This window comes from Bacillus sp. FJAT-18017 (assembly GCF_001278805.1).
Classification (GTDB): Bacteria; Bacillota; Bacilli; order Bacillales; family Cytobacillaceae; genus Bacillus_D.
In genome coordinates this window covers 1,580,001-1,604,125 of sequence record NZ_CP012602.1, presented here as the reverse complement: position 1 = coordinate 1,604,125, position 24,125 = coordinate 1,580,001, and the positions used below count along the sequence as shown (strand labels likewise).

Genomic DNA, 24,125 nt, shown 5'->3' with positions numbered 1-24,125 from the left:
AGGTTGACTGATGGTTGATGCCTATATAGCAATTACCATCCTCTGGGGTTTTGTCTTTATATATGCCGTCATGGCGACGATGGACTTTGGGGCAGGCTTCTGGTCAATGATTTACATCAATAAACCAAAATCAAAGGCAACGAATATTGCCAACCGATATTTGTCCCCGACATGGGAAGTAACGAATACCTTTATTGTTGCTCTGGTTATCGCAGTATACAGCCTGTTTCCAAGGGGAGCCTATACTCTCGGAACTGTATTGCTTATTCCAGGGAGCATCATACTTGCGTTGCTTGCTTTAAGGAGCGCGTTTCTTGTATTCTCAAATATTGCTGAAGAGTACAGGAAGCCTTTGACATATGTTTCTGGTATATGCGGTTTCTTGATACCTGGACTTCTGATAAGTGTTTTGCCGATTACCCACGGCCAATACATCGATACACTCGAAGGAGGCCGTCAGACACTTAATCTTGGTCGTCTCTTTACAAGCCCGAACGAGTATGCTTTTTTTGCTTTTGCAATCAGCTCCACTCTCTTTTTATCTTCGCTCCTCTTGGCGGACTATTCAAAAGTATCGGATGAAATGGATGCCTACAAAGTATATCGGCGTGATGCTCTTATCATGGGGCCCGTTTCCATAGTTATGACTCTTGCCATCATGATTACACTTGAAAGAGAGGTAAGCTGGCTTTACGAAAGAATGCTCGAATACATTCCTTTGCTATTTCTTTCTTTCGGATTTTTCCTGCTAGGCGGGCTTGCTCTTTTCCTTCCCTCTTTAAAGGATGGGAAAAAAGTGATTGGAATGCCCAGGCTTGCCGTTATCGCGATAACTGGCCAGTACCTCGTGGCAAGCTATGTGTATGGTAAAGCGCATTTGCCATATCTCGTCTATCCTGACGTGACGATTCATTCTGCCTTCACTGATCCAAACTCATTTAGGGCGGTTTTTGCTACATATATAGTCGGGTTCGCCATTCTCTTCCCTGGCTTTATATATTTTTGGAGTCTTTTCATGCATGATAAAAAGTATTTACGTCAAAAACGCGAAGACCCAAGTAAATCCTAGACCATAACAAAGAGGCTGCCCTATGGATAGCCTCTTTGTTCATTTTGTCCTATCTAATTTTGGCAGCTATGCCTATAGTAATCCTTCGAGTTGCTCATAGAGGGTTTCACGTTCTGCTTCGAGTTTTTCTTTTTCATGGAATAACGTTTGCAGCTCGTCAAGGTCAGTTTCCAATAGCAATTGTGTCTCCAGAGAAGCTAATTTCTCTTCTAACTTGATAAGAATAGATTCTACCTCATCCAGACTCATTATCTGCTGCTTTCCTTCCAGCCTCGGAGCTCGTTGTTTAACAGCTTTTTGCTGTGGGTGTTCAGGCTCAAATACGGCTTCTTTTGAATGGAGCTCATTAAGTTTTTCTTTTGCCCAGGAATAGCCCCCCTCGAAATAATGAAGCTTTCGGTTATGAAGCCAGTAGGTCTTTGTAAAAAGTTTATTTAAAAAATATCTATCATGGGATACAGCGAGGATCGTCCCTTTGAACTCTTCCAATGCATCCTCCAGTACTTCTCGCGAATCAATATCAAGGTGATTGGTCGGCTCGTCCAGGACTAGGAAGTTAATATCCTGGTGCATTAACTGGGCAAGCCGAAGCCTCATTTTCTCTCCCCCGCTTAATTGGCCTGCCTTTCGAAATACATTCGGGCCGTAAAACAGGAACTTTGCCAGAATATGGCGTGCCTCTCCTTCGCTTACATGCACCTCGTCACGGAATACATCAATCAGCTTCAAATTGGGATTGCCTATTGTAAAATGCTGAGAGAGATAGCCTATCTTCACATTGCTTCCCAGCTTAACTTCACCGTTATCCGGCTTCACCTCATCAAGAAGCATTTTAATGATAGTCGATTTACCTGTTCCGTTTGGCCCAACAATTGCGGTTCGGTCCAAGTATTGGACAAAGAAGTTTGCTTCATCAAATAGTTGCTTGCCTCCAAATGTTTTCGAAACATTTTTCATGATAAAAACTTCTTTTCCGCTCCGGTCGGTTTTCTCAAATTCCAGGCCCATTTGCTTTCGGTCCAGAACTGGACGTTTCAATTTTTCCATCCGTTCGAGTGCCCGTTCCATGTTCCTGGCCCGTTTATGAAGCCCTTCATTTGGCGGATTAGCCTGGTTTGCCCATTCCCTGAGGCGCTTAATTGCCTCCTTCATTTTCTTTATCTTCTTCTGCTGCTCCTGGTATGCCTGGAACTCTTGCAAGAGCCGCTCTTCTTTCTCTTTTACAAAACCTGAATAATTTGAATGGTAAATCGTAAGTTCGCCGTCTTCAAGGTCAAAAACCTTTGTTATTACATTATCAAGAAAATAACGGTCATGCGAAACGCAGATGATTGTTCCATCATACTCCTTCAGGTATTCCTCCAGCCATTCGACAGCGGCAATATCGAGGTGGTTCGTCGGCTCATCCAGCAGGAGTAAATCCGGTTTCTGTAGGAGTACTAACCCCAGACAAATCTTTGTCTGCTCACCCCCGCTTAATTTCCGGAATTCTGTATGAAGCAAATCGCTTATTCCTAACCCATTTGCAACTTTTCCTATATCCGCTTCCATCTCGTATCCACCAGAAAGCATGAATTCATCCTGCAATCGGCCATAATCTTCTATGTCTTTAGATAGTTTTACATCGTCTGTTTCGCTTGCCATCCTTACTTCTAGCTCCCTTAGGCGGTATGCTGTTTTCAAAACTTCAGTAAAAGCAGTTTTCAGGACTTGCAAGCCCTTTGTTCCTTGAGGGTATTGCGGGATTTGGGCCAAGTACCCTATCTTCGCCCCTCTTTTAATATGAATCCCGCCTTCATCTGGAGTTTCAATATCTGCCATCAACTTAAAGATAGTTGTCTTTCCGGTTCCATTTCGGCCAACTAAACCTATCCTGTCTTTCTCCTGTATTTCAAAAGACAAATTTTCAAAGATTTTATTTCCACCAAACATTTTTGAAATTTGCTGTATGCTGCAAAGGGTCATGTTCCTCTTCCTTTCGTCATTAAAATCTTATGGTAAGAGGCTTCTTTTACACAAAAAAGCCATGGAAGAGTTAACTTCCATGGCCTATCGACAGTTAACTAATGGCTTGGCCCCTGATGTCCAGGAGTATCTAGGGTACACTCCATAGGGTGTACCCATGTAAGCCACAGTTTTATATTATCGAGGAGGAAATAGAGATCTCTTACCGGTCTGTTTTCAATTCAATTGCTAAATTTGGGCATACGTATCCCGTTAAAAGCAATTTCATGAAAAATTGCACGGCAAATATAGATAAATTCCAAAAATTGCCCATGCAATCCAACAGAACGGTCCATCTCATTTCCACCTCCTTAAAAGTCCAAATTTGTTCTCTTTTAATTATATTGTGTTCAGATAATTTATGCAACTAACTCTAAAAGAGTGAAAAGCCCCTGAAGCAATGCTTCAGAGGCATGAATTCTATGCGACTCTTGCTGGAGTAGCTGTATTTGTTCGCCTATTTTGGACAAATGCCACAATGGCTGTCAGCGCAAGCCCGGCAATCAGGAAGAATAATAGCACAAATATATTGGCCCATCCCGCACCTGCATTATCGAGTGAAATAATCGACCTGAAACTGTCGATTGCATAGCGCATTGGCAGGAACGTACTGAGTGTACGCAATCCTTCCGGAAGCATAGCGATTGGCAAGCTCGAGCCTGTTGTTGAAAGCTGAAGAACCAGAAAGACAAATGCAATAAATCTTCCAATGTTTCCTGCCGCAGCCACAAGGAAAAATACAATAGACAGGAAGGCAAGACTTGCTATTATAGCAAAAATAATCAGAAGAATACTGTGATAAACGGAAAGCTTCAAGAAAAACAGCGTACATATCCCTGCAATCAAAGCTTGCAGTACAGCGACACCAGCCATTTTACTAAATAACGAACTGTACCAAGTGAAGCTGGATACTTCTTGTGTATCAGGCTTTCTCATATTAAATACAACTGTCATCACCAAAACACCAACAAACAGTGCTAGTGCGAGAACATAAGGGGCATTCGCGTAACGATACATTGGGAAACTATTTAAAACATTTTTCTTAAGGGCGACAGGAGAAGCAAACTGCGCAATATTGGAGTCTTCCGCCTTAATAGCCCCCACTTTATCAGCACCGCCTTTCAAGCCGTCCGCTAGCTCCTTGGAACCGCTTTCAACTTGACCGATGCCATTATCAACTTGTTTAACTCCTTCAGTCAGAGTTCCCCAGCCTGTATTCACAGTTTGGTTACCGTCACTTACTTGCGCCATCCCATTATTAATTTTGTTTGCACCATCGGAAAGTGCAGCCCAGGAATTTTGTAATGTTGAGTTTCCATCAGCCAGCCTCTTAGCTCCATCTGAGAGTTGAGTAGAACCTGCCGCAAGCTTCGTTGTACCACCGGCAAGCTGAGAAGATCCAGCAGATAACCTCGAAGTACCTGCAGCCAACTTACCCGTACCTGCCAACAAATCACCCATTCCTTTATCCAATGTCTTTTGGCCAGCAACAAGCTTATCTACGCCAGCCTTAACATCATCTACCTTTTCATCGGTACTATCAATCCCATTGGCGATTTGGTGTGCGCCTGGCTCTAATTTTTCCTTAAAAGCCTGATTTGCTTTATTTACGCCTGCCGCCAGCTCCTTACTGCCTTCCCTTAGCCTTTTTAAGTCTGGGTTTACTGCGAAATAAGCCGCAAATAAAGGATTCGTAGCCATTTCCTCAATACCATCAGCTATAGCCTGCGCACCTGGTACAAGGGGAGCAGTATCGTTCTTGTACTTTGTCATTCCGGCAGCAAATTCCTTACTTTTCGGTGCAAGCCTGTCATTAATTGCAGCTTGTACCCCTTCCAATCCCGTTAGAACCTTTTCTGTACCTGCCTTCAGTTCTTTGGCACCGGCATTAAGGTCTTTGGCACCAGCGTCCAGTTCCTCAGCACCGGCATTAAGATCTTTTGCTCCTTTGTCCAATTCTCTGGCGCCGCCATTTAATTCTCCTAATCCAGCCGACAATGTCTTTGAACCGTCTGCAAGCTGAGTAACCCCAGATGTTCCGCTCTGAATTTTCGAAGCTAGTTCCCCGGTACCGGCCTTCAATTCTTTAGCACCATTTGCCAGCCTGCTAATATCTGGAGCTTTTGTTTCAAGAGAACTAAGAATCTGTCCAGTCCCATCCTTCAGCTTAGCAGAGCCCTCGTTAATTTTTGTGGAACCCTCTGCCCCATCCTTGAAGCCCGCAGCCACCTGTTCAAGCTGAGTAAAGACATTCCGGACATAAGTTTCGGTTATTTGGTTCCCCAGCTGCTCCCTGATCTGTTCTGCAGCTTTATTTGTGACCTGTGCCGCCATGAAGTGCAAGCCTTCATTTTGTGTATAGGTCAGCTCCGGGATTTGTGGATTCTCATCAAGAACTGTTGTAATTCTATGTGAAAAGTCCTCTGGTATTTCGATTGTCATATAATACGTTAAATCATCCATCCCCTTTTTTGCCTCTTCAGAACTGACAAACTTAAAACCTAGTGTCATGCTTTCCTTAAGTGAATCAACAAGCTGATTGCCCGCATTAATTTCTTCATTACCTGACATAGCGCCTAAATCATTGTTTACTACAGCAACAGGCAGATTTGACAGATTGTCATAAGGGCCCCATGAAGCAGAAAGGATCAGCGCAGCATAAATAAGTGGTACCAGTATGACTGCAATAATTGCAATGACTGCACCTTTTCTCTCTCTCAGTACTGAAAGAGACGTTGAGAATTGTTCCATAACCAACCTCCTTATTAATTTTAAGAAAATGAATGAACATTCATTCTTTTTCCATAGGTAATTATATTCTGAATATTCGGTGGAATTCCTGCTTCCAATCTATAAATATAGTAAAAATACTACAGATAGCCTATCATTTTGAGCCAAATACTCCCTTAGTAGTAGGCAAAAAAAAGAAGCTGTCTGTGCAGCTTCTTTTTCTAAGATATTATAAATTAAAGGGTAAAGGTTTCCGTATGGACAGTGATTTTAGAAAGCCGTTTCCGATTAAGCTCAAATCCTATCCCGTCTCCCTCTGGTATCGATATCCAGCCGTCCTTAACCGTTATTTCCGGTGTAATGATATCCTCTTCCCAAAAGCGGGACGAGGATGAAATATCACCCGGGATAGTAAAGCCAGGCAGGGATGCAAGAGCTACGTTATGTGCCCGGGACACCCCAAACTCGATCATTCCTCCACACCAAACTTGAATGCCCCTACTTTTGCAATAATCATGGATTCGGATTGCCTCACGGAGACCACCGACTTTGCCTGCCTTTATCGTTAATATTTTGCAGCTGCCCATTTCTAAGGCGAGGACAACATCTGAATACGAAGAAATACTCTCATCCAGGCATATTGGTGTAGAAATCATCTTCTGAAGCTTCGCATGCTCAATAAAGTCATCGTAAGCTAGTGGCTGTTCTATCATAAGTAAGCCTAAATCATCAAGGGCCTTCAGTTTATCTGCATCTTTAAGAGTATAAGCAGAATTGGCATCTGCCATGATTGGCAATTCAGGAAAGTCCCTCCTAATTGCTGATAGCAACGAATAATCATTGGAAGGGCCTATTTTCACCTTGATTCGCTGATAGCCCTCTTCCACATAACGCGCGGTTTGTTCGAGTGCCTCGGCTTCGTTCCTCGCAGCAACGACAACCCCTGAAGGTATGTGTTGTTTTTCGCTTCCTATGGACCGTGAAAGGGGCTTCCCTTTTTCCTTCGAAAACAAGTCCCACAAAGCCATTTCAACAGCCGACTTTGCCATATGATTTCGTCGGACTGCACTAAATACCTCAAATACTTCATTAGGATGTCTTATTGCATTTTTTTGAAGCAGAGGGATTAAAGAAGATCTGATAACCGAAAAGCTACTCGCAACAGTCTCTTCCGTGTACCAAGGTGATGAGAAGGCCACTCCTTCACCATATCCTTCTAATCCTTCTTTATCACAAACCTCAACCAGTATCCCTTCCCTGACGCTAACTGTTTCCAGATGTGTATGAAAGGGATGTTTTAATGGCATGGAAATAACTGATAACTTGATTGAATGGAGATTCATATAAGGTCTCCCCCGATAAGGCTAATTAGGTTTCTACGCAGAAGCTTGTTGGATGCGTTTCTTGGAAGCTCTTTTACAAAATAAAAACTCCGAGGGACTTTATATTTAGCTAGCCTGGAAAGACAATAAGACCGTAATTCCTCTTCAGTAAGTGAATGGCCATCCATTAAAATCAAGAATGCAACAGGAACCTGTCCCCATTCGGAGTGGGAAATCCCTGCTACCCCTGCGTCCCAAACATATGGATGAGAAACGAGTACACTTTCGACTTCTGCTGGATAAATGTTTTCCCCGCCCGAAATGATTAAATCAGATCTCCTGTCAATTACATACAAGAAACCTTCCTCATCCAACTTGCCAATATCACCTGTATGGAACCAGCCATCCACAATCTTTTCCGCTGTAGCCTCCGGCCGGTTCAAATACCCAGGCGTAACATTAGGACCTTTAACAAGGATTTCTCCCTCCCCCCCGGCTGGTGCCTCGTTTCCATCTTCGAGCTGAATCTTGATAGAAACCGGGAATAGCGGCTTCCCTGCTGAACCTAATTTAGACAAACTATACTCAGCAGCAAGCGTAGCCGATTGAGATGCAGTCTCCGTCATGCCATACGTTTGGAAAACAGGGACATTCCGCCGGAGGCATGCTTCAAGTAGCGGAAGCGGGGCTGGTCCGCCCCCGAGCAGCATACACCGAAATGTTTCCGGAAGACTCCTGTTACCCAGTTCATCCAACACGCGATTTAAAGCTGTTCCGACAATACTCATATACGAGACTTTTTTCTCTATAATATCTTTGACCACATGCTTTGGGTCAAAATGTTCATGTAAGATGACAAGATTGCCATAAACAATTCCTCTTATAAGAATCGAGTAGCCGCTTATATGAAAGAGCGGTACTGTGCAGAGCCAAGTATCGTGTTCGGTCATACCTAGATTAAGTGCTGAACCCGAGGCACTCCACCAATGATTTCCATAGGTTTGTAAAACCCCCTTTGGATGTCCGGTTGTACCCGATGTATACATGACAGTGCAAATGTCTTCAAGGGACACCTCATCTGATGGAATCCAATTAGCGGGCTTTATGGAGGAAAGTTCAGTGAAGGTTAAGGTCGTAACGGATTCATGGCTTGATGCTGCCTCGTTAGCTAAAGAAGTTAGTGATGGTTCACTTATGAGGATGCTGACATTTGCATCCTGGAGCTGCCAGGCAATTTCAGCAGCAGTTAATCTGTTGTTTAGCATCACAGCAGGTGCCCCGCATAACTGTAACGCATATAGAAGGATGGCTGATTCAAGATTGTTTTTTATTAGAACCCCAGTAAATGTGCTGGAATCAACACCTGCTGAAGTTAACTTGGCAGCAAGTGACAGACTTTTCTCATATAGTTCTTTAAATGTTAACAGCTGATTATTAAATAATAATGCCGGGCGATCCGGAGTAAGGAAGGCTCTTTTTTTCAAAAAATGCGGCATTCTCATAGTCATGATGTACACCTTCTTTAACGCTCTATCCCGTGTATTGTCCCGGAACTGAGTTATCGTATTCATACAAATAGGAAAACAGCTTGATGGGATTTCCATCAAGCTGTGAATTACATTTAAACGCACCTGTATAACTAGCTCCAACAAAAGGAGCTTCCGCTTTTCTTTTGTCCAGCTGCAGCTCCCAACGCCTAGTGTCCTTCGGTCCCCTCACTACGATAAGTCAACATCGAATCGCTTGCGCTCTTCGTGTTTCCTTTATCTCATGTCCAGGCCCTCCACAAGGAATGCTTCGGAAGCATTAGCATCGCACGAAGAAAAGGCGGTAGTCTTTTCGAGGAGGCCATACGGCGCTAAACGGGAGCTTCCGCTTTTCTTATGGAAATCTTGGGAATTGGCCGAAGTCTGGCTTGCGTTTTTCCTTAAATGCATCGCGGCCTTCTTTTGCTTCATCGGTTGTGTAATAAAGAAGTGTTGCATCTCCGGCAAACTGCTGAAGACCGGCAAGTCCGTCTGTATCTGCATTCATCGCGGCTTTTAGGAAACGAATGGCAGTTGGGCTCTTCTCAAGGATTTCCTCACACCATTGGATTGTTTCCTCTTCAACTTGATCAAGTGGTACAACTTTGTTGACAAGGCCCATGTCAAGAGCTTCCTGGGCATTGTACTGGCGGCAAAGGTACCAGATTTCACGGGCCTTTTTATGGCCAACGATTCTAGCAAGATAACCTGAGCCATAGCCCGCATCAAAGCTGCCGACTTTCGGGCCAGTTTGTCCAAAGATTGCGTTATCTGCGGCAATGGTTAAATCGCTGACAACGTGAAGAACATGCCCGCCACCGATCGCATAGCCTTTTACCATTGAGATAACCGGCTTTGGTATGACACGGATTAAACGCTGAAGGTCAAGTACGTTCAGGCGCGGAATCTCATCAGACCCAACATAGCCGCCATGGCCTCTTACTTTTTGGTCACCGCCGGAACAGAAAGCCTTATCTCCTGCACCAGTAAGAATAATTACACCAATCTTGGAATCATCCCTTGCATAAGCAAAGGCATCAATCATTTCCGTTACCGTTTTTGGAGTAAACGCATTATGTACATGCGGACGGTTGATGGTTACTTTTGCAATACCATTATATGTTTCGTATAGAATTTCGTCGTATTGGCGCTCTGCCACCCATTCTACTGCCAAATGGATAACCTCCTCTATGTATTTGTCAAAAACCCACTTACTATTGTACCAAACTTTTCCGATTGTTCCACATGAATTGCATGTCCAGCCTCATAAACCAATTCAATTCTGCAATTTTTTATCCTCGCTGCCATTTCTTTAGCAATTTTGCAATACTTTTCATCTTTGCTGCCTGCGATGAGCAAAGTCCTGCAATCAAGTTCTCCAAGCCTTTTCCAATAAGAAGGCTGGATACCAGTCCCAATGCCAATCAATGAGTTTGCAAGGCCTTCAGGGCTGTTTCTCAAACGTTCCTTCCTTACCCTGGAAGTAATTCCGTTAGGTAAAGACTGAAGCGAGGAGAATAGGGGGATGTTTTCCCAATAATCGACAAACTCCTCGATGCCATGCTCCTTTATAAAGTTGGCAAGTTGGTTGTCTTTCATGCGCCTTGACTTTCGATCATCGGAATTTTCCAGCCCTGGAGACGAGCTTTCCAAAATAAGATTCCGAACTCTTTCAGGGAAGGTAAGTGCAAAAGCAAGCGCCACTCTTCCACCCATTGAATAGCCGAGGATGTCTGCCTTTTCAATCTTGAAATAATCCAAAATACACTTAAGGTCCTCGACCGTATTTTCCATGGAAAGCCGTTCAGGCTCAGGAATTGGCGTGGTTCTGCCATGACCAGGTAAATCCGGACAAATAAGGGTTGAGTGGGCTCCCCATTTTTCGAAGAAGGGCTGCCATGTTCCGCTGCTCCCGGTAAACCCATGGAGCAGCAAGAGCGGAGACCCCTCTCCGGTTATTTCAATATGGTAGTCCAACCCATTAATTCCGGCATTCATGATAAGTCAACCAGCTTTTTTATTTCCTGGGAAACCGAATTCCAGATTCTTCGATGGTCAGCAGTATTTGTTTCTCTATCACTCATAACTTCAATAATTTTTAAGCCATGAACTTCTCTGGCCTTCATTATTGCATTCTTAAAATCGACCAGGGTTTCGACACGGGTGAATGCTCCGCCATATAAAGCGGCTGCATGGGAAAAATCAAGCCCGGTTGGTGTTCCAAATAGTAACTCAAAGTTCTTCTTTTCATTCGACTGCGGAAGGAAAGAGAAAATTCCTCCTCCATTATTATTGATGATAATAATTGTGATATCGAGCCCATATAACTTTGCGGGGAGGAGTCCGTTCATATCATGATAAAATGTTAAATCGCCAAGTACAAGATACATCGGCTTTGCATGGACAGATGCTCCGAGCGCACTGGAGATAATCCCATCGATCCCGTTAGCCCCACGATTGGCCAGGACTCGAATATTTTTATCGTTCAGCCAAAAGAAGCTGTCCAAGTCCCTAATGGGCATACTATTTCCGACAAAGATGCTGGCTCCTTCGGGAAGAAGCTCCTGCAGTTGATTGTAAACAATGCTTTCTGTAAGCGCATCACGGTTTAATTCGGAAATCATCGTTTCTTTTGACAAGTGATTTACATCAGACCACTCATTCATGTACAAACTATCATAATTTGATTCTACAAACGGAAGTAGGCCTTCACAAAAAAGTTCTTCATCACAGTAAATCATTTCGGTTGATAATGAGTGAGGATCACGCCATCCATCACCGCCATCAATAACAAATTGGCGGGCACTATGGTTTTCCCGAAGGAAAGTTGTCAATGCTTTGGAGACTGGCATCGCACCAAAACGAATCACAACTTCTGGCTTTAGCAAAGATTTTGCTTCAGGTAAACGGAGGAATGCATCATATGTATCAATAAGCAATTCCCGGCTTACTTTGCTGCTTCTAAGCTGTGAAAGAGGGTCGGCAAGAATTGGGTAGCCTGTCTTTCTGGACAGACTCTCTATCCTCGTTTTTAAACTGCCTGCCTCGAGGTGGCCGCATACAATGATTCCTTTTTTATTACTGTTTAAAACAAGGGCAATCTCCTTGTATTCTTCCTCCGATAGTTCAAGTCTGCCGCGGCTAATTGAAACATACTTTTGCGGCCTTTCCAGCATTTCAAATAGCTGCTCTTTATCCAGCTTTGGTATAAGCGGTTCACGGAATGGGAAGTTAAGATGAACTGGCCCAGCTGGTAATTCCGTTGCCTTTGAAACAGCCCTGGCGCAAACGGTCCGGGCGTATCTGATCATATCAGAGCCTTCCTCAGGCAGTGCCATTTCCGAAAACCACTTAACATGCTTGCCATATAAATCAATTTGGTCAATCGCCTGAGGAGCACCAACGTCTCTTAATTCATGCGGCCTATCCGCAGTCAATACTAGCAGAGGAATACGGGAATACTTGGCCTCAACGATAGCCGGGAAATAATTTGCCGCTGCCGTACCGGATGTACAAAGAATAGCAACAGGCTTACCGCTTCCCTTTGCCAGACCAAGAGCGAAAAATGCGGCAGAGCGTTCATCGACATGAATATGAATTTTTAGCTCCGGATGTTCTGCCATAACCAATGCCATTGGTGTAGAGCGCGAACCAGGGCTAATGACAACTTCCTTTATACCAGTTTTAACAAGTTCAGCTACGAATGCAGCCAAATAGGATGTTAATGATTCTTGATGATTCATTCCTGTACTCCTCCAAGGGCTGAAAGCATCGGCCTGAATTTAAGGCCTGTTTCCAGGTATTCACTATCTGCATCTGAATTTGCAACTACACCACAGCCTGCAAACAGGGATGCTTCGTTTCCCTGAATTAGACCTGACCGAATTGCCACAGCAAATTCACCATTCCCGGAATAATCCAGCCACCCAACCGGTGCAGCATACAAACCACGATCAAGATTCTCCATCTCACGGATCTTTTCTACTGCCAATTCTTTTGGAAGCCCGCCTAAAGCAGGAGTTGGATGAAGTCTGTCAACCAGTTGAAGCAGGCTTGTCTTTTCCTTAGCAATTCCTTCTGCAGGTGTATATAAGTGCTGTATATCCCTTATCTTCATTAGTTGGGGCTTTTCTGGAATGAAAACCGATTCGCAGGTCTCCTCCAATGCCTCCCGTATCATATCAACTACATACTGATGCTCCGAAAGGTTTTTTTCGTCCGACAGCAACAGGTCACCCAATTTCTTATCTTCAACATCCGTCCCACCTCTTGGAATCGAGCCGGCAAGGCAGGCTGATTGGACTTTCATTCCTGCCTTCTTTACGAGACGTTCTGGTGAAGCACCGATAAAGCTATCTCCCGCAGATTCAAAAGAGAACACAAAACTAGTTTTTTGCTGTTCCTTCAGCTTGCCAAGAATTTTAACCGAGTCAATCACGCCATCAAAATAAAGACGAAGCTCCCTTGCCAGAACCACCTTCTTAAGCGGTCCGCCATTATTTAAATCTTCTACTAAATTTTTTACGGTCTGCTTCCATTCAGCAGCGCCAATTTCTTCAACTCGGACAAGGGAAGATTTTTCACCCTCTGAACCCTTAATTGCTTTATTTAATAGGGCCTCCCTCTCAGAGGAAACCTTAGTGAAAAGTGATATTCCATCATACTTCGTACACATGATGTTTGTAGTTAAATATACATCCCCCTTCAAAACAGAAACCATAAAGCGGGGAATGTGAAACAAAGCATCCTGGTATTTTGACCATAACGCTGTTCTTGGCTTTTGTGGGTCAAATGCAAACCCGCCAAACATTAGAGGCCCAATAGCCTCAGAAGAATAGCTGTTCATTACGATGCTATCCTTTATAAACCTATCCCATTGTTTATTAATAATCGTAAACCGGCCATTATCGGAATCAACACTCAATTGCGCGGCAATTCCAAGTCCGGCTATAGTAATTTCCTCTCCTGGACTTTTCCAAAAAAAACGTTCCCCCAGGAACTCTTCTTTTCCACTGGCAAAAAACAACAAAGGATCCATAGCTCCAACCTTGCTAACCTCACTTACCAGCACAGGCCTGCCTAATTCCTTTGCTCTAATTATTCCTTGAAGGATGCCTTCCTTTAACTCTGTATCGTGGATGGTAACCAACATTATCCCTCCAAACAGCGCAAACCACTGTCCCCATTCAGTTTAAAACCTATTTAAAAATACTACTCAAATTGCGGGAGTGTCAATAACAGTAGTCACAGTCACCATGTTTTTTCCTATATTATATCCTATTCTGTCACAAACCTCGATTAAGCTACATTCCTAATTTTCCACAAGGGTAAATCCGGTAAACTGACTGGAAGCTGGCAGGAAAAAGTAATTGACACCTTTCCTTAAATTTCATACACTTAAATGTGGCATATAAGAATTCATTGCTATACTACTACATCAGGGAGTGTAATGCATGCAGACACAATTACAGACAGGCACACCCCATATCCCAGAATCCAATCGCGGTTTTCACGCATGGTGGCAGCTAACACGCCCCCATACCTTGACTGCTGCATTTGTCCCAGTTTTTTTGGGTACTGTCCTCGCACTTGAAGAAGGAAAAATAAATGGTCTTCTGTTTGGTGCAATGCTGCTCGCCTGCCTTTTGATCCAGGCGGCTACAAATATGTTTAATGAATACTATGACTTTAAACGCGGACTAGACAACGAACATTCTATTGGTATTGGCGGTGCCATAGTCAGAGATGGTATAAAACCAGCGACAGTCATGCAACTGGCTCTGCTTTTATACGGCATATCCGTCTTGCTGGGTATCTACATTTGCATGGAAAGCAGTTGGTGGATTGCAGTAATAGGGAGTATTTCCATGCTGTTCGGCTATCTTTACACGGGTGGTCCAAAGCCTATCGCCTATACACCATTCGGGGAACTATTTGCCGGCTTCTTCATGGGTTGTTTAATCATTTTAATTTCATTCTTTATTCAGACAGGTTATGTTACGGGTGTAAGTATTTTGGTTTCGATTCCTGTATCTATTCTTGTTGGAGCAATCCTGCTTTCGAATAATATCCGGGATTTGGACGGAGATAAGGAATTTGGAAGGAAAACACTCGCGATTCTACTTGGCAGGGTCAATGCGATTCGATTCCTTGCCGGAATGTTTACAGCTGCTTATATAATTGTCGCGGTACTAATTGTATTACAAATTATTTCACCTTGGGCTGCTATTGTCGTTCTAAGTTTGCCAAAGCCTATTCTGGCAGTAAAGGGATTCAAAGCCGGCAGAACCCCTATTGAAATGATGCCAGCAATGAAAGCAACGGCACAAACCAATACAATTTTTGGTTTCTTGCTTGCCATTGGTTTATTCATTGGCCACTTCATTTAATAAGTTTATCAAAGCTCCTGCATATGCAGGGGCTTTTTGCATTTCCTATTGCAATGCGCCACTTTGGGAAAGTTGTTTTGAGAATGTGCCGCCGTTTTGCGATAGGTCTACTCACTACATACGATTGGGCTTTCGCTCCTCCTGATGCCTTTATATCGGCTGAAACCCTCAGTCCGTATTGAAACCCCAAAGCGGGTTTATGTTTTCATTACAATCCGGAAGGGTATCAAAAATACTACAGGAAGAGTAAAACGCAACGAAACGGATGTGGAATTTATGTTAACGACAAATCAGTTAAATACATTGAAATATTTATTAAAAGAGGAAGAAACAAATCTGGAGACCCAGTTGAAAATGGAAGACGGTTATACTGACCGGAAAGATGCAGAAACCGAAACGGTTGGGGAGTTATCTTCACTTGACAATCATCCTGCTGACTTGGGGACAGAACTGTATGAAAGAGAGAAAGACTATGCCCTTGAGGGTCATGCGGGAAGCGAGTTGGAAAAAGTAAAAGAAGCATTAGCCGCTATGGAAGATGGAACATATGGAATCTGCCGTGAGTGTGAAAAGGAAATTCCTTTTGAGAGGCTTGAAGCACTCCCTTCAACGCTATATTGCGTTGAACATACTCCTGAAAAGGTTCCTGCTACCGACCGGCCGGTAGAAGAGGATGTCCTAACGCCGTCCATTCCTAATTCATTCCGAGGCAGAAGCGAGGGCGGAGTTATTGATACGAATGACAGTTTCGAAGAGGTTGCCCGCTATGGAACAGCGGATGGCCCACAGGATATGGTTGGGGATTATGACAACTACAATGACTTATATAATAAAGGAGTTAATGAAGAAGCCCAAGCGGAGGATATCGAGGAAATAGTTTCGAACGATATCGAAGGTGGAAACCGCCAGTTCAGTAAGGTACAAAAGCTGGAAAACCTTGAAGAAACCCTTGATCGAAAAGGAATAGAATCACAAATGGGAGATGTCCCGTATAAGCGTAAAGATAGCTATTTGGAAGAGGATTGATTATAAATAGCAAAGCGTAAGTGCCTTGATCATCGCCGTACAAAATGGAGGGACTTCGACTGAGATAAAGGAATCACGAAGAGCGCTAGCGATTCGATGATGACTTATCGTAGCGAGGAGGCCTGAAGTTTGATAGGCGATAGGCACTGAAGCTAGACATTAAAAAAACAGCCTCCCCGTAAGTGGGAAGGCTGTTTTTGAGATTCTACAAAGCCAAAAGAGAGCTAGCTTTTGCAGCAGTCGGCTGGACAACTGAACCTTTTCCTATAACGATAGGATTCTGCGGACTTCCAATAAGAATTGTTCCAGGTTCAACTTTAACATCCTTATCCAGGATCACCGACTCAAGGATACAATTTTCGCCGATTTGGCTCTTCTGCATAATAATACTATTTCGAATAATCGCTTCCTGTCCTATGCTTACTCCTCTGGAGATTATACTATTTTCCACCTCTCCCCTTACCTTGCAGCCGTTAGCCAAAAGGGCCCTCTTAACACTAGAACCTTTATAATAATGGGAAGGTGGCTCATCCTTAACCTTGGTGAATACCGGCTGTTCTTTCTTAAAAAGAGTATGCCAGACAGTTGGGTTAAGCAAATCCATACTAATCTTGTAATAGCTTTTTATGGAATCTACTTGTTCTGCGTAGCCTTTATATTCAAACCTGCAGCTAGTATAAGGGCTCGAAAAATCGTCAATTACATCATCAAGACTTCTATATCCTGTATCTTCTCTGTTCTCGATTAAATCAATTAAGAGTGATGTTTTCAACAAGTAAATATTTAAAGCTTTTCCATTTTTATAAACCTCAGTGATGTCACACCCATATTTCTGGTGCGTATCTAGCATTGTCCTTAAGTCATCATTGATTACTGTGTAGGAATTTGATACTAACGTATATTCCTGTGTACTCCTATAGAAGAAGTCGAGATTTTCTGCAAAATGTGCAAAGCATCCCGTTCCTCTGAAATCATTATCCTTTACCTCCATAGGAGGAAAAAAGAATAATCCATCCCTTTTTCGATTTAGATCCCAATTCTTTCCGGATCCCAGATGATCCATAAGTGAGCGGTAGCTTCCTCTAGGAAAGACTGCAACACTTCCTATACCCGAGTTCACCATACTTGACAGGGCAAAATCAATAAGTCGGTATCTTCCGGCAAAAGGCAGGGCAGCGACTGGCCTGTGCAGCAACAATTCCTGCAGATCTTCGTGGTTAGCAGCAGCATCAATTACACCTAATAGCTGTTTTAACATTCCTGTCCCTCCTTTTTCATTTAGCCAAGTTGTATTCCTGACATAATTTTTCATCAACTAATACTATTTTCCCGGGTTCGGGGCAAATCACCATGCCATCTGGAACCTTCATATTCGCAGGAACAATTGCACGCTCTATGGAGGTGTTCTTGCCGATGATGGCTTCCGGCATGATGACTGAGTCCTTTATATAGGCGCCATTACCAACACTGACTCCTTGAAAAACTACGGACCGAACAATATCTCCTTCTATCGTACAACCCTCATTTATTAGAGATTCCATAATAGTAGCATCACTAGATATGAACTGCGGAGGCTGATTTGGATTAACAGAATAGATTCTCCAGCCATGATCAAATAAATCAAGCGGGCAATTTTCATCAAGAAGATCCATATTCGCTTCCCATAGGCTCTCGACTGTGCCTACATCCTTCCAATAGCCGCTAAAAGGATAGGCATATACCTGTTCCTGCCCCTTAACCAGGCTAGGGATTATATCCTTGCCAAAGTCATGGCTCGAGTTTGGATTACTATAATCCGACTCCAGGGAATTTTTAAGGACTTCCCAGTTAAAAATATAAATGCCCATGGATGCTAGAGTGCTTTTTGGATTTTCAGGCTTCTCTTCAAATTCTAGAACCTGCATATCTGACCCGGTATTCATAATTCCGAACCGGCTTGCCTCTGCTCTTGGAACTTCAACTACAGATATGGTTACATCGGCGTTTCTTGCAATATGGTATTGCAGCATATCTTCATAGTTCATCTTATAAATGTGGTCGCCGGAAAGAATCAGTACATATTCCGGGTCATACTGCCTTAAATAATTGAGATTTTGATAAACAGCACATGCAGTTCCTGTGTACCATTTAACATCCGCAGATTCGCTAAATGGAGGCAATACAGTAACCCCGCCATCCGTTCTATCGAGGTCCCATGCACTTCCAATTCCAATATAAGAATTTAAAAGCATAGGTTGGTATTGGGTAAGAACCCCTACGGTATCAATACCAGAATTAGTACAATTACTTAAGGTAAAATCAATAATTCTATATTTGCCTCCAAAAGGGACTGCAGGCTTTGCTATGGTCTCAGTCAATTGCTTTAGCCTTGTTCCCTGGCCTCCAGCCAGAAGCATTGCCACACATTTTTTCTTCTCCATCCAGCCGCTCCTCTCTTAATCCGGACATTAATAAATAAAGCCTGAATCTGAGGTATCCCCTACACCTCAAAAGGCTTTTTTCTGGCCGCCCGGATTTTTAAAGATTGGAACCGTTAATCCCCCATACCCCACAACTTACGATAGGCGAAATGCTAGGGCCTAAACTATTTTTCAAGTTTCACCGTTTTTGTTGTGATACTCTTTTCCCCTTTGAAAAGAATATTCCTATTCCGCTCTATAATTCGTTTGTTTAACCAATATCCCTTTAAAAAAAATCCGTTCTATTTTGACAAAAAAGGTGATAAACCTTTAAAAAGTCTATCAATCCAACCCTAAAGCGGATTAAATGATAAACTTTATACCACTAACAGACAAATTTCCCTTTGATATGTCGAACGAAATATGGCAACTTAATGACTGCCAAACGGGGAAAAGGTATGTAACCTACATAAGGACTGGGTTTAACGAGCAAGAAGTATCCAGGTAAACCAGGGGGACAATACTATTAGATTTTAATTAGATACCCAAATTTAATAGAAACTAATCCTATTTGTTAAAATTTTTTAAAAAATTTCTGAAAATAAGAGACTTATTTAAGAGAAGAAACAGGAGTTTTGTTAAAGTGAAGTTTGCGCAGCTTTTCCTGGTGCGTCGTCTTTTTCTCGCATCAGGCAAGTTGTGGGGAGTAATTAAAATGCGAAAGCAATTACCCTGCATCACTCAATGAAGCAGCATCTTCATAAAGCTTCGCGGGCTTTGCGACGAGCTGAAGATATGTTATCCAAGAATCGCTTTAGCGCAGGAGCACTAAGCGCTTTCGTGAATGACTTTATCACATGGAGAAGGTCTGAAGTTTTTGTACGTTTAATTTCATGCTGTGCAATGTCGAGGGAAGCATTCCTTTGTGGAGCTAGACGTAGAAATGAGGATAAAAAGGTTATCCTCAGTCGCAAAAAAGCTTCTTAAATATAGAAAAAAGGCTGCAGACAAAATGTCTGCAGCCTTTTCAGGATGACCCCTACGGGATTCGAACCCGTGTTACCGCCGTGAAAGGGCGGTGTCTTAACCGCTTGACCAAGGGGCCATAAGGAACGGAGAAGGAGGGATTTGAACCCTCGCGCCGGTTACCCGACCTACACCCTTAGCAGGGGCGCCTCTTCAGCCTCTTGAGTACTTCCCCAAATGGCTCCGCAGGTAGGACTCGAACCTACGACCGATCGGTTAACAGCCGATTGCTCTACCACTGAGCTACTGCGGAATAATAAATATCATGAATTTTAATTTTTTCACACAAAAATGGTGGGCCTAAATGGACTCGAACCATCGACCTCACGCTTATCAGGCGTGCGCTCTAACCAGCTGAGCTATAGGCCCACATATGGAGCGGGTGATGGGAATCGAACCCACGACATCAGCTTGGAAGGCTGGAGTTTTACCATTAAACTACACCCGCATATTAAGTTATGAATGGGGCGACTGATGGGAATCGAACCCACGAATGCCTGAACCACAATCAGGTGCGTTAACCACTTCGCCACAATCGCCATTATCAAAATGTAATGGTGGCTCAGGACGGAATCGAACCGCCGACACATGGATTTTCAGTCCATTGCTCTACCGACTGAGCTACTGAGCCATAAAAAATGGCGGTCTGGACGGGACTCGAACCCGCGACCTCCTGCGTGACAGGCAGGCATTCTAACCAACTGAACTACCAGACCGAATTGCGGGGGCAGGATTTGAACCTGCGACCTTCGGGTTATGAGCCCGACGAGCTACCGGACTGCTCCACCCCGCGACGATAAAAAGTATAAAGTTTTGTCTATGCCCTAAGAAAGCATCGACTGACCAACTCAGAAAAATAAATGGCGGAGGAAGAGGGATTCGAACCCCCGCGCGGTTTAACCCGCCTGTCGGTTTTCAAGACCGATCCCTTCAGCCAGACTTGGGTATTCCTCCATTTATAATAAATCAGGTGGACCTTGTAGGACTCGAACCTACGACCGGACGGTTATGAGCCGTCTGCTCTAACCAGCTGAGCTAAAGGTCCATAGTTAAAATTAATACCAGTAATCTTCTTTTAACCGTCTGTCCTCATCTCAGAAAGCTTATTCAAGTAGCAGCTCGATGAGTACAACTCGCAGTTAAATCAATGAAGCCTTGCTCGTTGCTCTAACCAGCTGAGCTAAAGGTCCTTGTAAAGAATGGTAGCGGCGGAGGGGATCGAACCCCCGACCTTACGGGTATGAACCGTACGCTCTAGCCAGCTGAGCTACACCGCCATATGTTTAATTAAATATTAATGGTGGAGGATAGCGGGATCGAACCGCTGACCTCCTGCGTGCAAGGCAGGCGCTCTCCCAGCTGAGCTAATCCCCCATTAAATAAATTCTGCTGGTCGGGAAGACAGGATTCGAACCTGCGACCCCTTGGTCCCAAACCAAGTGCTCTACCAAGCTGAGCTACTTCCCGATAATGATGGCGCGCCCGAAAGGAGTCGAACCCATAACCTTCTGATCCGTAGTCAGACGCTCTATCCAATTGAGCTACGGGCGCATATTTAAAAAAGAAATGCCGAGGACCGGAATCGAACCGGTACGGTAGTCACCTACCGCAGGATTTTAAGTCCTGTGCGTCTGCCAGTTCCGCCACCCCGGCATATATCTTGGAGCGGAAGACGGGATTCGAACCCGCGACCCCCACCTTGGCAAGGTGGTGTTCTACCACTGAACTACTTCCGCGTGAATAAAGTGCGGGTGAAGGGAGTCGAACCCCCACGCCTCGCGGCGCCAGATCCTAAGTCTGGTGCGTCTGCCAATTCCGCCACACCCGCATATTAAAATGGTGAGCCATGAAGGACTCGAACCTTCGACCCTCTGATTAAAAGTCAGATGCTCTACCAACTGAGCTAATGGCTCTAAACAAAATGTTACTCTAAAACAAATAGTAACGGCTCGAAAAGGTGCCGGCTAGAGGACTTGAACCCCCAACCTACTGATTACAAGTCAGTTGCTCTACCAATTGAGCTAAACCGGCATAAATGGTGGAGGATGACGGGATCGAACCGCCGACCCTCTGCTTGTAAGGCAGATGCTCTCCCAGCTGAGCTAATCCTCCATCTTGCCTGGCAACGTCCTACTCTCACAGGGGCTTACGCCCCAACTACCATCGGCGCTGAGAAGCTTAACTTCCGTGTTCGGGATGGGAACGGGTGTGACCTTCTCGCCATAGTCGCCAGACAATGAAGACATATATTATTATAATGTCTTTTTGATTTTTTTCAAGGGGAAATTTATTCCCTCAAAACTGGGTAATCGTAAAGGAAGAATCAGAAGAACATCAAGTAATCAAATATGGTTAAGTCCTCGATCTATTAGTATCAGTCAGCTCCACACGTCGCCGCGCTTCCACCTCTGACCTATCAACCTGATCATCTTTCAGGGATCTTACTTCTTGCGAATGGGAAATCTCATCTTGAGGGGGGCTTCATGCTTAGATGCTTTCAGCACTTATCCCGTCCGCACATAGCTACCCAGCGATGCCTTTGGCAAGACAACTGGTACACCAGCGGTGCGTCCATCCCGGTCCTCTCGTACTAAGGACAGCTCCTCTCAAATTTCCTGCGCCCACGACGGATAGGGACCGAACTGTCTCACGACGTTCTGAACCCAGCTCGCGTACCGCTTTAATGGGCGAACAGCCCAACCCTTGGGACCGACTACAGCCCCAGGATGCGATGAGCCGACATCGAGGTGCCAAACCTCCCCGTCGATGTGGACTCTTGGGGGAGATAAGCCTGTTATCCCCGGGGTAGCTTTTATCCGTTGAGCGATGGCCCTTCCATGCGGAACCACCGGATCACTAAGCCCGACTTTCGTCCCTGCTCGACTTGTAGGTCTCGCAGTCAAGCTCCCTTGTGCCTTTACACTCTGCGAATGATTTCCAACCATTCTGAGGGAACCTTTGGGCGCCTCCGTTACATTTTAGGAGGCGACCGCCCCAGTCAAACTGCCTGCCTGACACTGTCTCCCACCCCGATAAGGGGTGCGGGTTAGAATTTCAATACAGCCAGGGTAGTATCCCACCGACGCCTCCACCGAAGCTGGCGCTCCGGCTTCTCAGGCTCCTACCTATCCTGTACAAGCTGTACCAAAATTCAATATCAGGCTGCAGTAAAGCTCCACGGGGTCTTTCCGTCCTGTCGCGGGTAACCTGCATCTTCACAGGTACTATAATTTCACCGAGTCTCTCGTTGAGACAGTGCCCAGATCGTTACGCCTTTCGTGCGGGTCGGAACTTACCCGACAAGGAATTTCGCTACCTTAGGACCGTTATAGTTACGGCCGCCGTTTACTGGGGCTTCGATTCAGAGCTTCGCGTGAGCTAACCCCTCCTCTTAACCTTCCAGCACCGGGCAGGCGTCAGCCCCTATACTTCGCCTTGCGGCTTCGCAGAGACCTGTGTTTTTGCTAAACAGTCGCCTGGGCCTATTCACTGCGGCTCTTCAGGGCTATGAACCCTAAAGAGCACCCCTTCTCCCGAAGTTACGGGGTCATTTTGCCGAGTTCCTTAACGAGAGTTCTCTCGCTCACCTTAGGATTCTCTCCTCGCCTACCTGTGTCGGTTTGCGGTACGGGCACCTTTCATCTCGCTAGAGGCTTTTCTTGGCAGTGTGGAATCAGGAACTTCGGTACTAAATTTCCCTCGCTGTCACAGCTCAGCCTTCACGGGAAGTGGATTTGCCTGCTTCCCAGCCTAACTGCTTAGACGCACATGTCCAATAGTGCGCTTACCCTATCCTCCTGCGTCCCCCCATTGCTCAAACGATGAAGAGGTGGTACAGGAATATCAACCTGTTGTCCATCGCCTACGCCTTTCGGCCTCGGCTTAGGTCCCGACTAACCCTGAGCGGACGAGCCTTCCTCAGGAAACCTTAGGCATTCGGTGGATGGGATTCTCACCCATCTTTCGCTACTCATACCGGCATTCTCACTTCCAAGCGCTCCACAAGTCCTTCCGGTCTTGCTTCGACGCCCTTGGAACGCTCTCCTACCGCGGACACCATAAGGTGTCCACCCACAGCTTCGGTGATACGTTTAGCCCCGGTACATTTTCGGCGCAGAGTCACTCGACCAGTGAGCTATTACGCACTCTTTAAATGATGGCTGCTTCTAAGCCAACATCCTGGTTGTCTAAGCAACTCCACATCCTTTTCCACTTAACGTATACTTTGGGACCTTAGCTGGTGGTCTGGGCTGTTTCCCTTTTGACTACGGATCTTATCACTCGCAGTCTGACTCCCACGGATAAGTCTTTGGCATTCGGAGTTTGTCTGAATTCGGTAACCCGATGGGGGCCCCTAGTCCAAACAGTGCTCTACCTCCAAGACTCTTACAACGTGAGGCTAGCCCTAAAGCTATTTCGGAGAGAACCAGCTATCTCCAAGTTCGATTGGAATTTCTCCGCTACCCACACCTCATCCCCGCACTTTTCAACGTGCGTGGGTTCGGGCCTCCAGTAGGTGTTACCCTACCTTCACCCTGGACATGGGTAGATCACCTGGTTTCGGGTCTACGGCCACATACTCATTCGCCCTATTCAGACTCGCTTTCGCTGCGGCTCCGCTTTTTCAGCTTAAC

The 24,125-nt window shown here is 44.8% G+C and carries 14 protein-coding genes, 21 tRNA genes and 2 rRNA genes (1 of these 37 only partly in view); 3 read left to right on the top strand and 34 right to left on the bottom strand.

Annotated features, from left to right (window positions below; translation table 11 throughout):
- Positions 1–10 precede the first annotated feature (10 nt).
- Entirely contained in the window at positions 11–1,069 is a 1,059-nt protein-coding gene (locus tag AM500_RS07300; protein WP_053598626.1) for a cytochrome d ubiquinol oxidase subunit II, read from the top strand.
- Positions 1,070–1,141: 72 nt separating this feature from the next.
- Here AM500_RS07300 and abc-f read toward each other — a convergent pair whose 3' ends face one another.
- From abc-f to AM500_RS07260, 9 genes are all read right to left on the bottom strand, one after another.
- Positions 1,142–3,034: a ribosomal protection-like ABC-F family protein gene (gene abc-f, locus AM500_RS07295; RefSeq protein ID WP_053598625.1), complete on the bottom strand. Its 1,893-nt coding sequence runs from the start codon at positions 3,032–3,034 to the stop codon at positions 1,142–1,144.
- A 221-nt stretch (positions 3,035–3,255) separates the two neighbouring features.
- On the bottom strand, positions 3,256–3,369 hold the full coding sequence (locus tag AM500_RS26315) for an RAxF-45 family protein (RefSeq protein WP_331457434.1): 114 nt from the start codon (positions 3,367–3,369) through the stop codon (positions 3,256–3,258).
- A gap of 124 nt (positions 3,370–3,493) precedes the next feature.
- The gene (locus AM500_RS07290) at positions 3,494–5,824 is read right to left on the bottom strand and encodes a YhgE/Pip domain-containing protein (RefSeq protein ID WP_053598624.1); all 2,331 of its coding nucleotides are present in this window, start codon (positions 5,822–5,824) and stop codon (positions 3,494–3,496) included.
- Positions 5,825–6,039: 215 nt separating this feature from the next.
- Complete coding sequence (gene menC, locus AM500_RS07285; RefSeq protein ID WP_053598623.1) at positions 6,040–7,146, bottom strand: o-succinylbenzoate synthase; 1,107 nt, start codon at positions 7,144–7,146, stop codon at positions 6,040–6,042.
- Complete coding sequence (locus tag AM500_RS07280) at positions 7,143–8,633, bottom strand: o-succinylbenzoate--CoA ligase (RefSeq protein WP_053598622.1); 1,491 nt, start codon at positions 8,631–8,633, stop codon at positions 7,143–7,145. Before AM500_RS07280 ends, menC begins: the two co-directional genes overlap by 4 nt.
- A gap of 373 nt (positions 8,634–9,006) precedes the next feature.
- On the bottom strand, positions 9,007–9,825 hold the full coding sequence (gene menB, locus AM500_RS07275; protein WP_053598621.1) for a 1,4-dihydroxy-2-naphthoyl-CoA synthase: 819 nt from the start codon (positions 9,823–9,825) through the stop codon (positions 9,007–9,009).
- 14 nt (positions 9,826–9,839) lie between these two features.
- On the bottom strand, positions 9,840–10,649 hold the full coding sequence (gene menH / locus AM500_RS07270) for a 2-succinyl-6-hydroxy-2,4-cyclohexadiene-1-carboxylate synthase (protein ID WP_053598620.1): 810 nt from the start codon (positions 10,647–10,649) through the stop codon (positions 9,840–9,842).
- Positions 10,646–12,394, bottom strand: coding sequence for a 2-succinyl-5-enolpyruvyl-6-hydroxy-3-cyclohexene-1-carboxylic-acid synthase (gene menD, locus AM500_RS07265; protein WP_053598619.1), 1,749 nt, complete (start codon positions 12,392–12,394; stop codon positions 10,646–10,648). Before menD ends, menH begins: the two co-directional genes overlap by 4 nt.
- Positions 12,391–13,803: an isochorismate synthase gene (locus AM500_RS07260; protein ID WP_331457433.1), complete on the bottom strand. Its 1,413-nt coding sequence runs from the start codon at positions 13,801–13,803 to the stop codon at positions 12,391–12,393. The genes menD and AM500_RS07260 overlap by 4 nt, the downstream gene beginning before the upstream one ends.
- Positions 13,804–14,104: 301 nt before the next feature.
- Here AM500_RS07260 and AM500_RS07255 point away from each other — a divergent pair, with 301 nt between their 5' ends.
- Together AM500_RS07255 and AM500_RS07250 are read left to right on the top strand one after the other, a co-directional pair.
- Complete coding sequence (locus AM500_RS07255) at positions 14,105–15,040, top strand: 1,4-dihydroxy-2-naphthoate polyprenyltransferase (RefSeq protein WP_053598617.1); 936 nt, start codon at positions 14,105–14,107, stop codon at positions 15,038–15,040.
- A 276-nt stretch (positions 15,041–15,316) separates the two neighbouring features.
- Complete coding sequence (locus AM500_RS07250; RefSeq protein WP_053601653.1) at positions 15,317–16,066, top strand: TraR/DksA C4-type zinc finger protein; 750 nt, start codon at positions 15,317–15,319, stop codon at positions 16,064–16,066.
- A 205-nt stretch (positions 16,067–16,271) separates the two neighbouring features.
- On the opposite strand, the gene AM500_RS07245 is transcribed toward AM500_RS07250, so the two are convergent.
- The 25 genes from AM500_RS07245 to AM500_RS07125 form a co-directional block, all read right to left on the bottom strand.
- A complete protein-coding gene (locus tag AM500_RS07245; RefSeq protein WP_053598616.1) occupies positions 16,272–17,324 on the bottom strand; it encodes a GlgC family sugar phosphate nucleotidyltransferase in 1,053 nt (350 codons plus the stop codon).
- A 16-nt stretch (positions 17,325–17,340) separates the two neighbouring features.
- Positions 17,341–18,486, bottom strand: a complete 1,146-nt coding sequence (locus AM500_RS07240) for a glucose-1-phosphate adenylyltransferase (protein ID WP_053598615.1) — start codon at positions 18,484–18,486, stop codon at positions 17,341–17,343.
- Positions 18,487–19,498: 1,012 nt separating this feature from the next.
- Positions 19,499–19,570: transfer RNA gene (locus AM500_RS07235), tRNA-Glu, on the bottom strand.
- A gap of 8 nt (positions 19,571–19,578) precedes the next feature.
- Positions 19,579–19,666, bottom strand: a tRNA-Ser gene (locus AM500_RS07230).
- 3 nt (positions 19,667–19,669) lie between these two features.
- A tRNA-Asn gene (locus AM500_RS07225) sits at positions 19,670–19,744 on the bottom strand.
- Between the two features lie 39 nt (positions 19,745–19,783).
- Positions 19,784–19,860: transfer RNA gene (locus AM500_RS07220), tRNA-Ile, on the bottom strand.
- Between the two features lie 5 nt (positions 19,861–19,865).
- Positions 19,866–19,939: transfer RNA gene (locus AM500_RS07215), tRNA-Gly, on the bottom strand.
- A 15-nt stretch (positions 19,940–19,954) separates the two neighbouring features.
- Positions 19,955–20,030, bottom strand: a tRNA-His gene (locus tag AM500_RS07210).
- 16 nt (positions 20,031–20,046) lie between these two features.
- Positions 20,047–20,122, bottom strand: a tRNA-Phe gene (locus tag AM500_RS07205).
- 8 nt (positions 20,123–20,130) lie between these two features.
- Positions 20,131–20,207 (bottom strand) — tRNA-Asp (locus AM500_RS07200).
- Positions 20,208–20,210: 3 nt separating this feature from the next.
- A tRNA-Met gene (locus AM500_RS07195) sits at positions 20,211–20,284 on the bottom strand.
- A 68-nt stretch (positions 20,285–20,352) separates the two neighbouring features.
- Positions 20,353–20,445: transfer RNA gene (locus tag AM500_RS07190), tRNA-Ser, on the bottom strand.
- 17 nt (positions 20,446–20,462) lie between these two features.
- Positions 20,463–20,536: transfer RNA gene (locus AM500_RS07185), tRNA-Ile, on the bottom strand.
- Between the two features lie 155 nt (positions 20,537–20,691).
- A tRNA-Met gene (locus tag AM500_RS07180) sits at positions 20,692–20,768 on the bottom strand.
- Positions 20,769–20,789: 21 nt separating this feature from the next.
- Positions 20,790–20,865, bottom strand: a tRNA-Ala gene (locus tag AM500_RS07175).
- Between the two features lie 16 nt (positions 20,866–20,881).
- Positions 20,882–20,958: transfer RNA gene (locus AM500_RS07170), tRNA-Pro, on the bottom strand.
- Positions 20,959–20,965: 7 nt separating this feature from the next.
- Positions 20,966–21,042, bottom strand: a tRNA-Arg gene (locus tag AM500_RS07165).
- Between the two features lie 16 nt (positions 21,043–21,058).
- Positions 21,059–21,144: transfer RNA gene (locus AM500_RS07160), tRNA-Leu, on the bottom strand.
- A gap of 8 nt (positions 21,145–21,152) precedes the next feature.
- Positions 21,153–21,227: transfer RNA gene (locus tag AM500_RS07155), tRNA-Gly, on the bottom strand.
- Between the two features lie 10 nt (positions 21,228–21,237).
- Positions 21,238–21,319 (bottom strand) — tRNA-Leu (locus AM500_RS07150).
- A gap of 9 nt (positions 21,320–21,328) precedes the next feature.
- Positions 21,329–21,404 (bottom strand) — tRNA-Lys (locus AM500_RS07145).
- A gap of 45 nt (positions 21,405–21,449) precedes the next feature.
- A tRNA-Thr gene (locus AM500_RS07140) sits at positions 21,450–21,522 on the bottom strand.
- A 5-nt stretch (positions 21,523–21,527) separates the two neighbouring features.
- Positions 21,528–21,603 (bottom strand) — tRNA-Val (locus AM500_RS07135).
- 5 nt (positions 21,604–21,608) lie between these two features.
- Positions 21,609–21,725 (bottom strand): 5S ribosomal RNA (gene rrf / locus AM500_RS07130).
- Between the two features lie 114 nt (positions 21,726–21,839).
- Positions 21,840–24,125, bottom strand: a 23S ribosomal RNA gene (locus AM500_RS07125) (it continues 648 nt past the right edge of the window).

Bases quoted from the DNA above. Each gene is read 5' to 3' on its own strand.
- AM500_RS07300 (WP_053598626.1), top strand. From the start codon at position 11: ATGGTTGATGCCTATATAGCAATTACCATCCTCTGGGGTTTTGTCTTT.
- abc-f (WP_053598625.1), bottom strand. From the start codon at position 3,034: ATGACCCTTTGCAGCATACAGCAAATTTCAAAAATGTTTGGTGGAAAT.
- AM500_RS26315 (WP_331457434.1), bottom strand. From the start codon at position 3,369: ATGGACCGTTCTGTTGGATTGCATGGGCAATTTTTGGAATTTATCTAT.
- AM500_RS07290 (WP_053598624.1), bottom strand. From the start codon at position 5,824: ATGGAACAATTCTCAACGTCTCTTTCAGTACTGAGAGAGAGAAAAGGT.
- menC (WP_053598623.1), bottom strand. From the start codon at position 7,146: ATGAATCTCCATTCAATCAAGTTATCAGTTATTTCCATGCCATTAAAA.
- AM500_RS07280 (WP_053598622.1), bottom strand. From the start codon at position 8,633: ATGACTATGAGAATGCCGCATTTTTTGAAAAAAAGAGCCTTCCTTACT.
- menH (WP_053598620.1), bottom strand. From the start codon at position 10,649: ATGAATGCCGGAATTAATGGGTTGGACTACCATATTGAAATAACCGGA.
- menD (WP_053598619.1), bottom strand. From the start codon at position 12,394: ATGAATCATCAAGAATCATTAACATCCTATTTGGCTGCATTCGTAGCT.
- AM500_RS07260 (WP_331457433.1), bottom strand. From the start codon at position 13,803: ATGTTGGTTACCATCCACGATACAGAGTTAAAGGAAGGCATCCTTCAA.
- AM500_RS07255 (WP_053598617.1), top strand. From the start codon at position 14,105: ATGCAGACACAATTACAGACAGGCACACCCCATATCCCAGAATCCAAT.
- AM500_RS07250 (WP_053601653.1), top strand. From the start codon at position 15,317: ATGTTAACGACAAATCAGTTAAATACATTGAAATATTTATTAAAAGAG.
- AM500_RS07245 (WP_053598616.1), bottom strand. From the start codon at position 17,324: ATGTTAAAACAGCTATTAGGTGTAATTGATGCTGCTGCTAACCACGAA.
- AM500_RS07240 (WP_053598615.1), bottom strand. From the start codon at position 18,486: ATGGAGAAGAAAAAATGTGTGGCAATGCTTCTGGCTGGAGGCCAGGGA.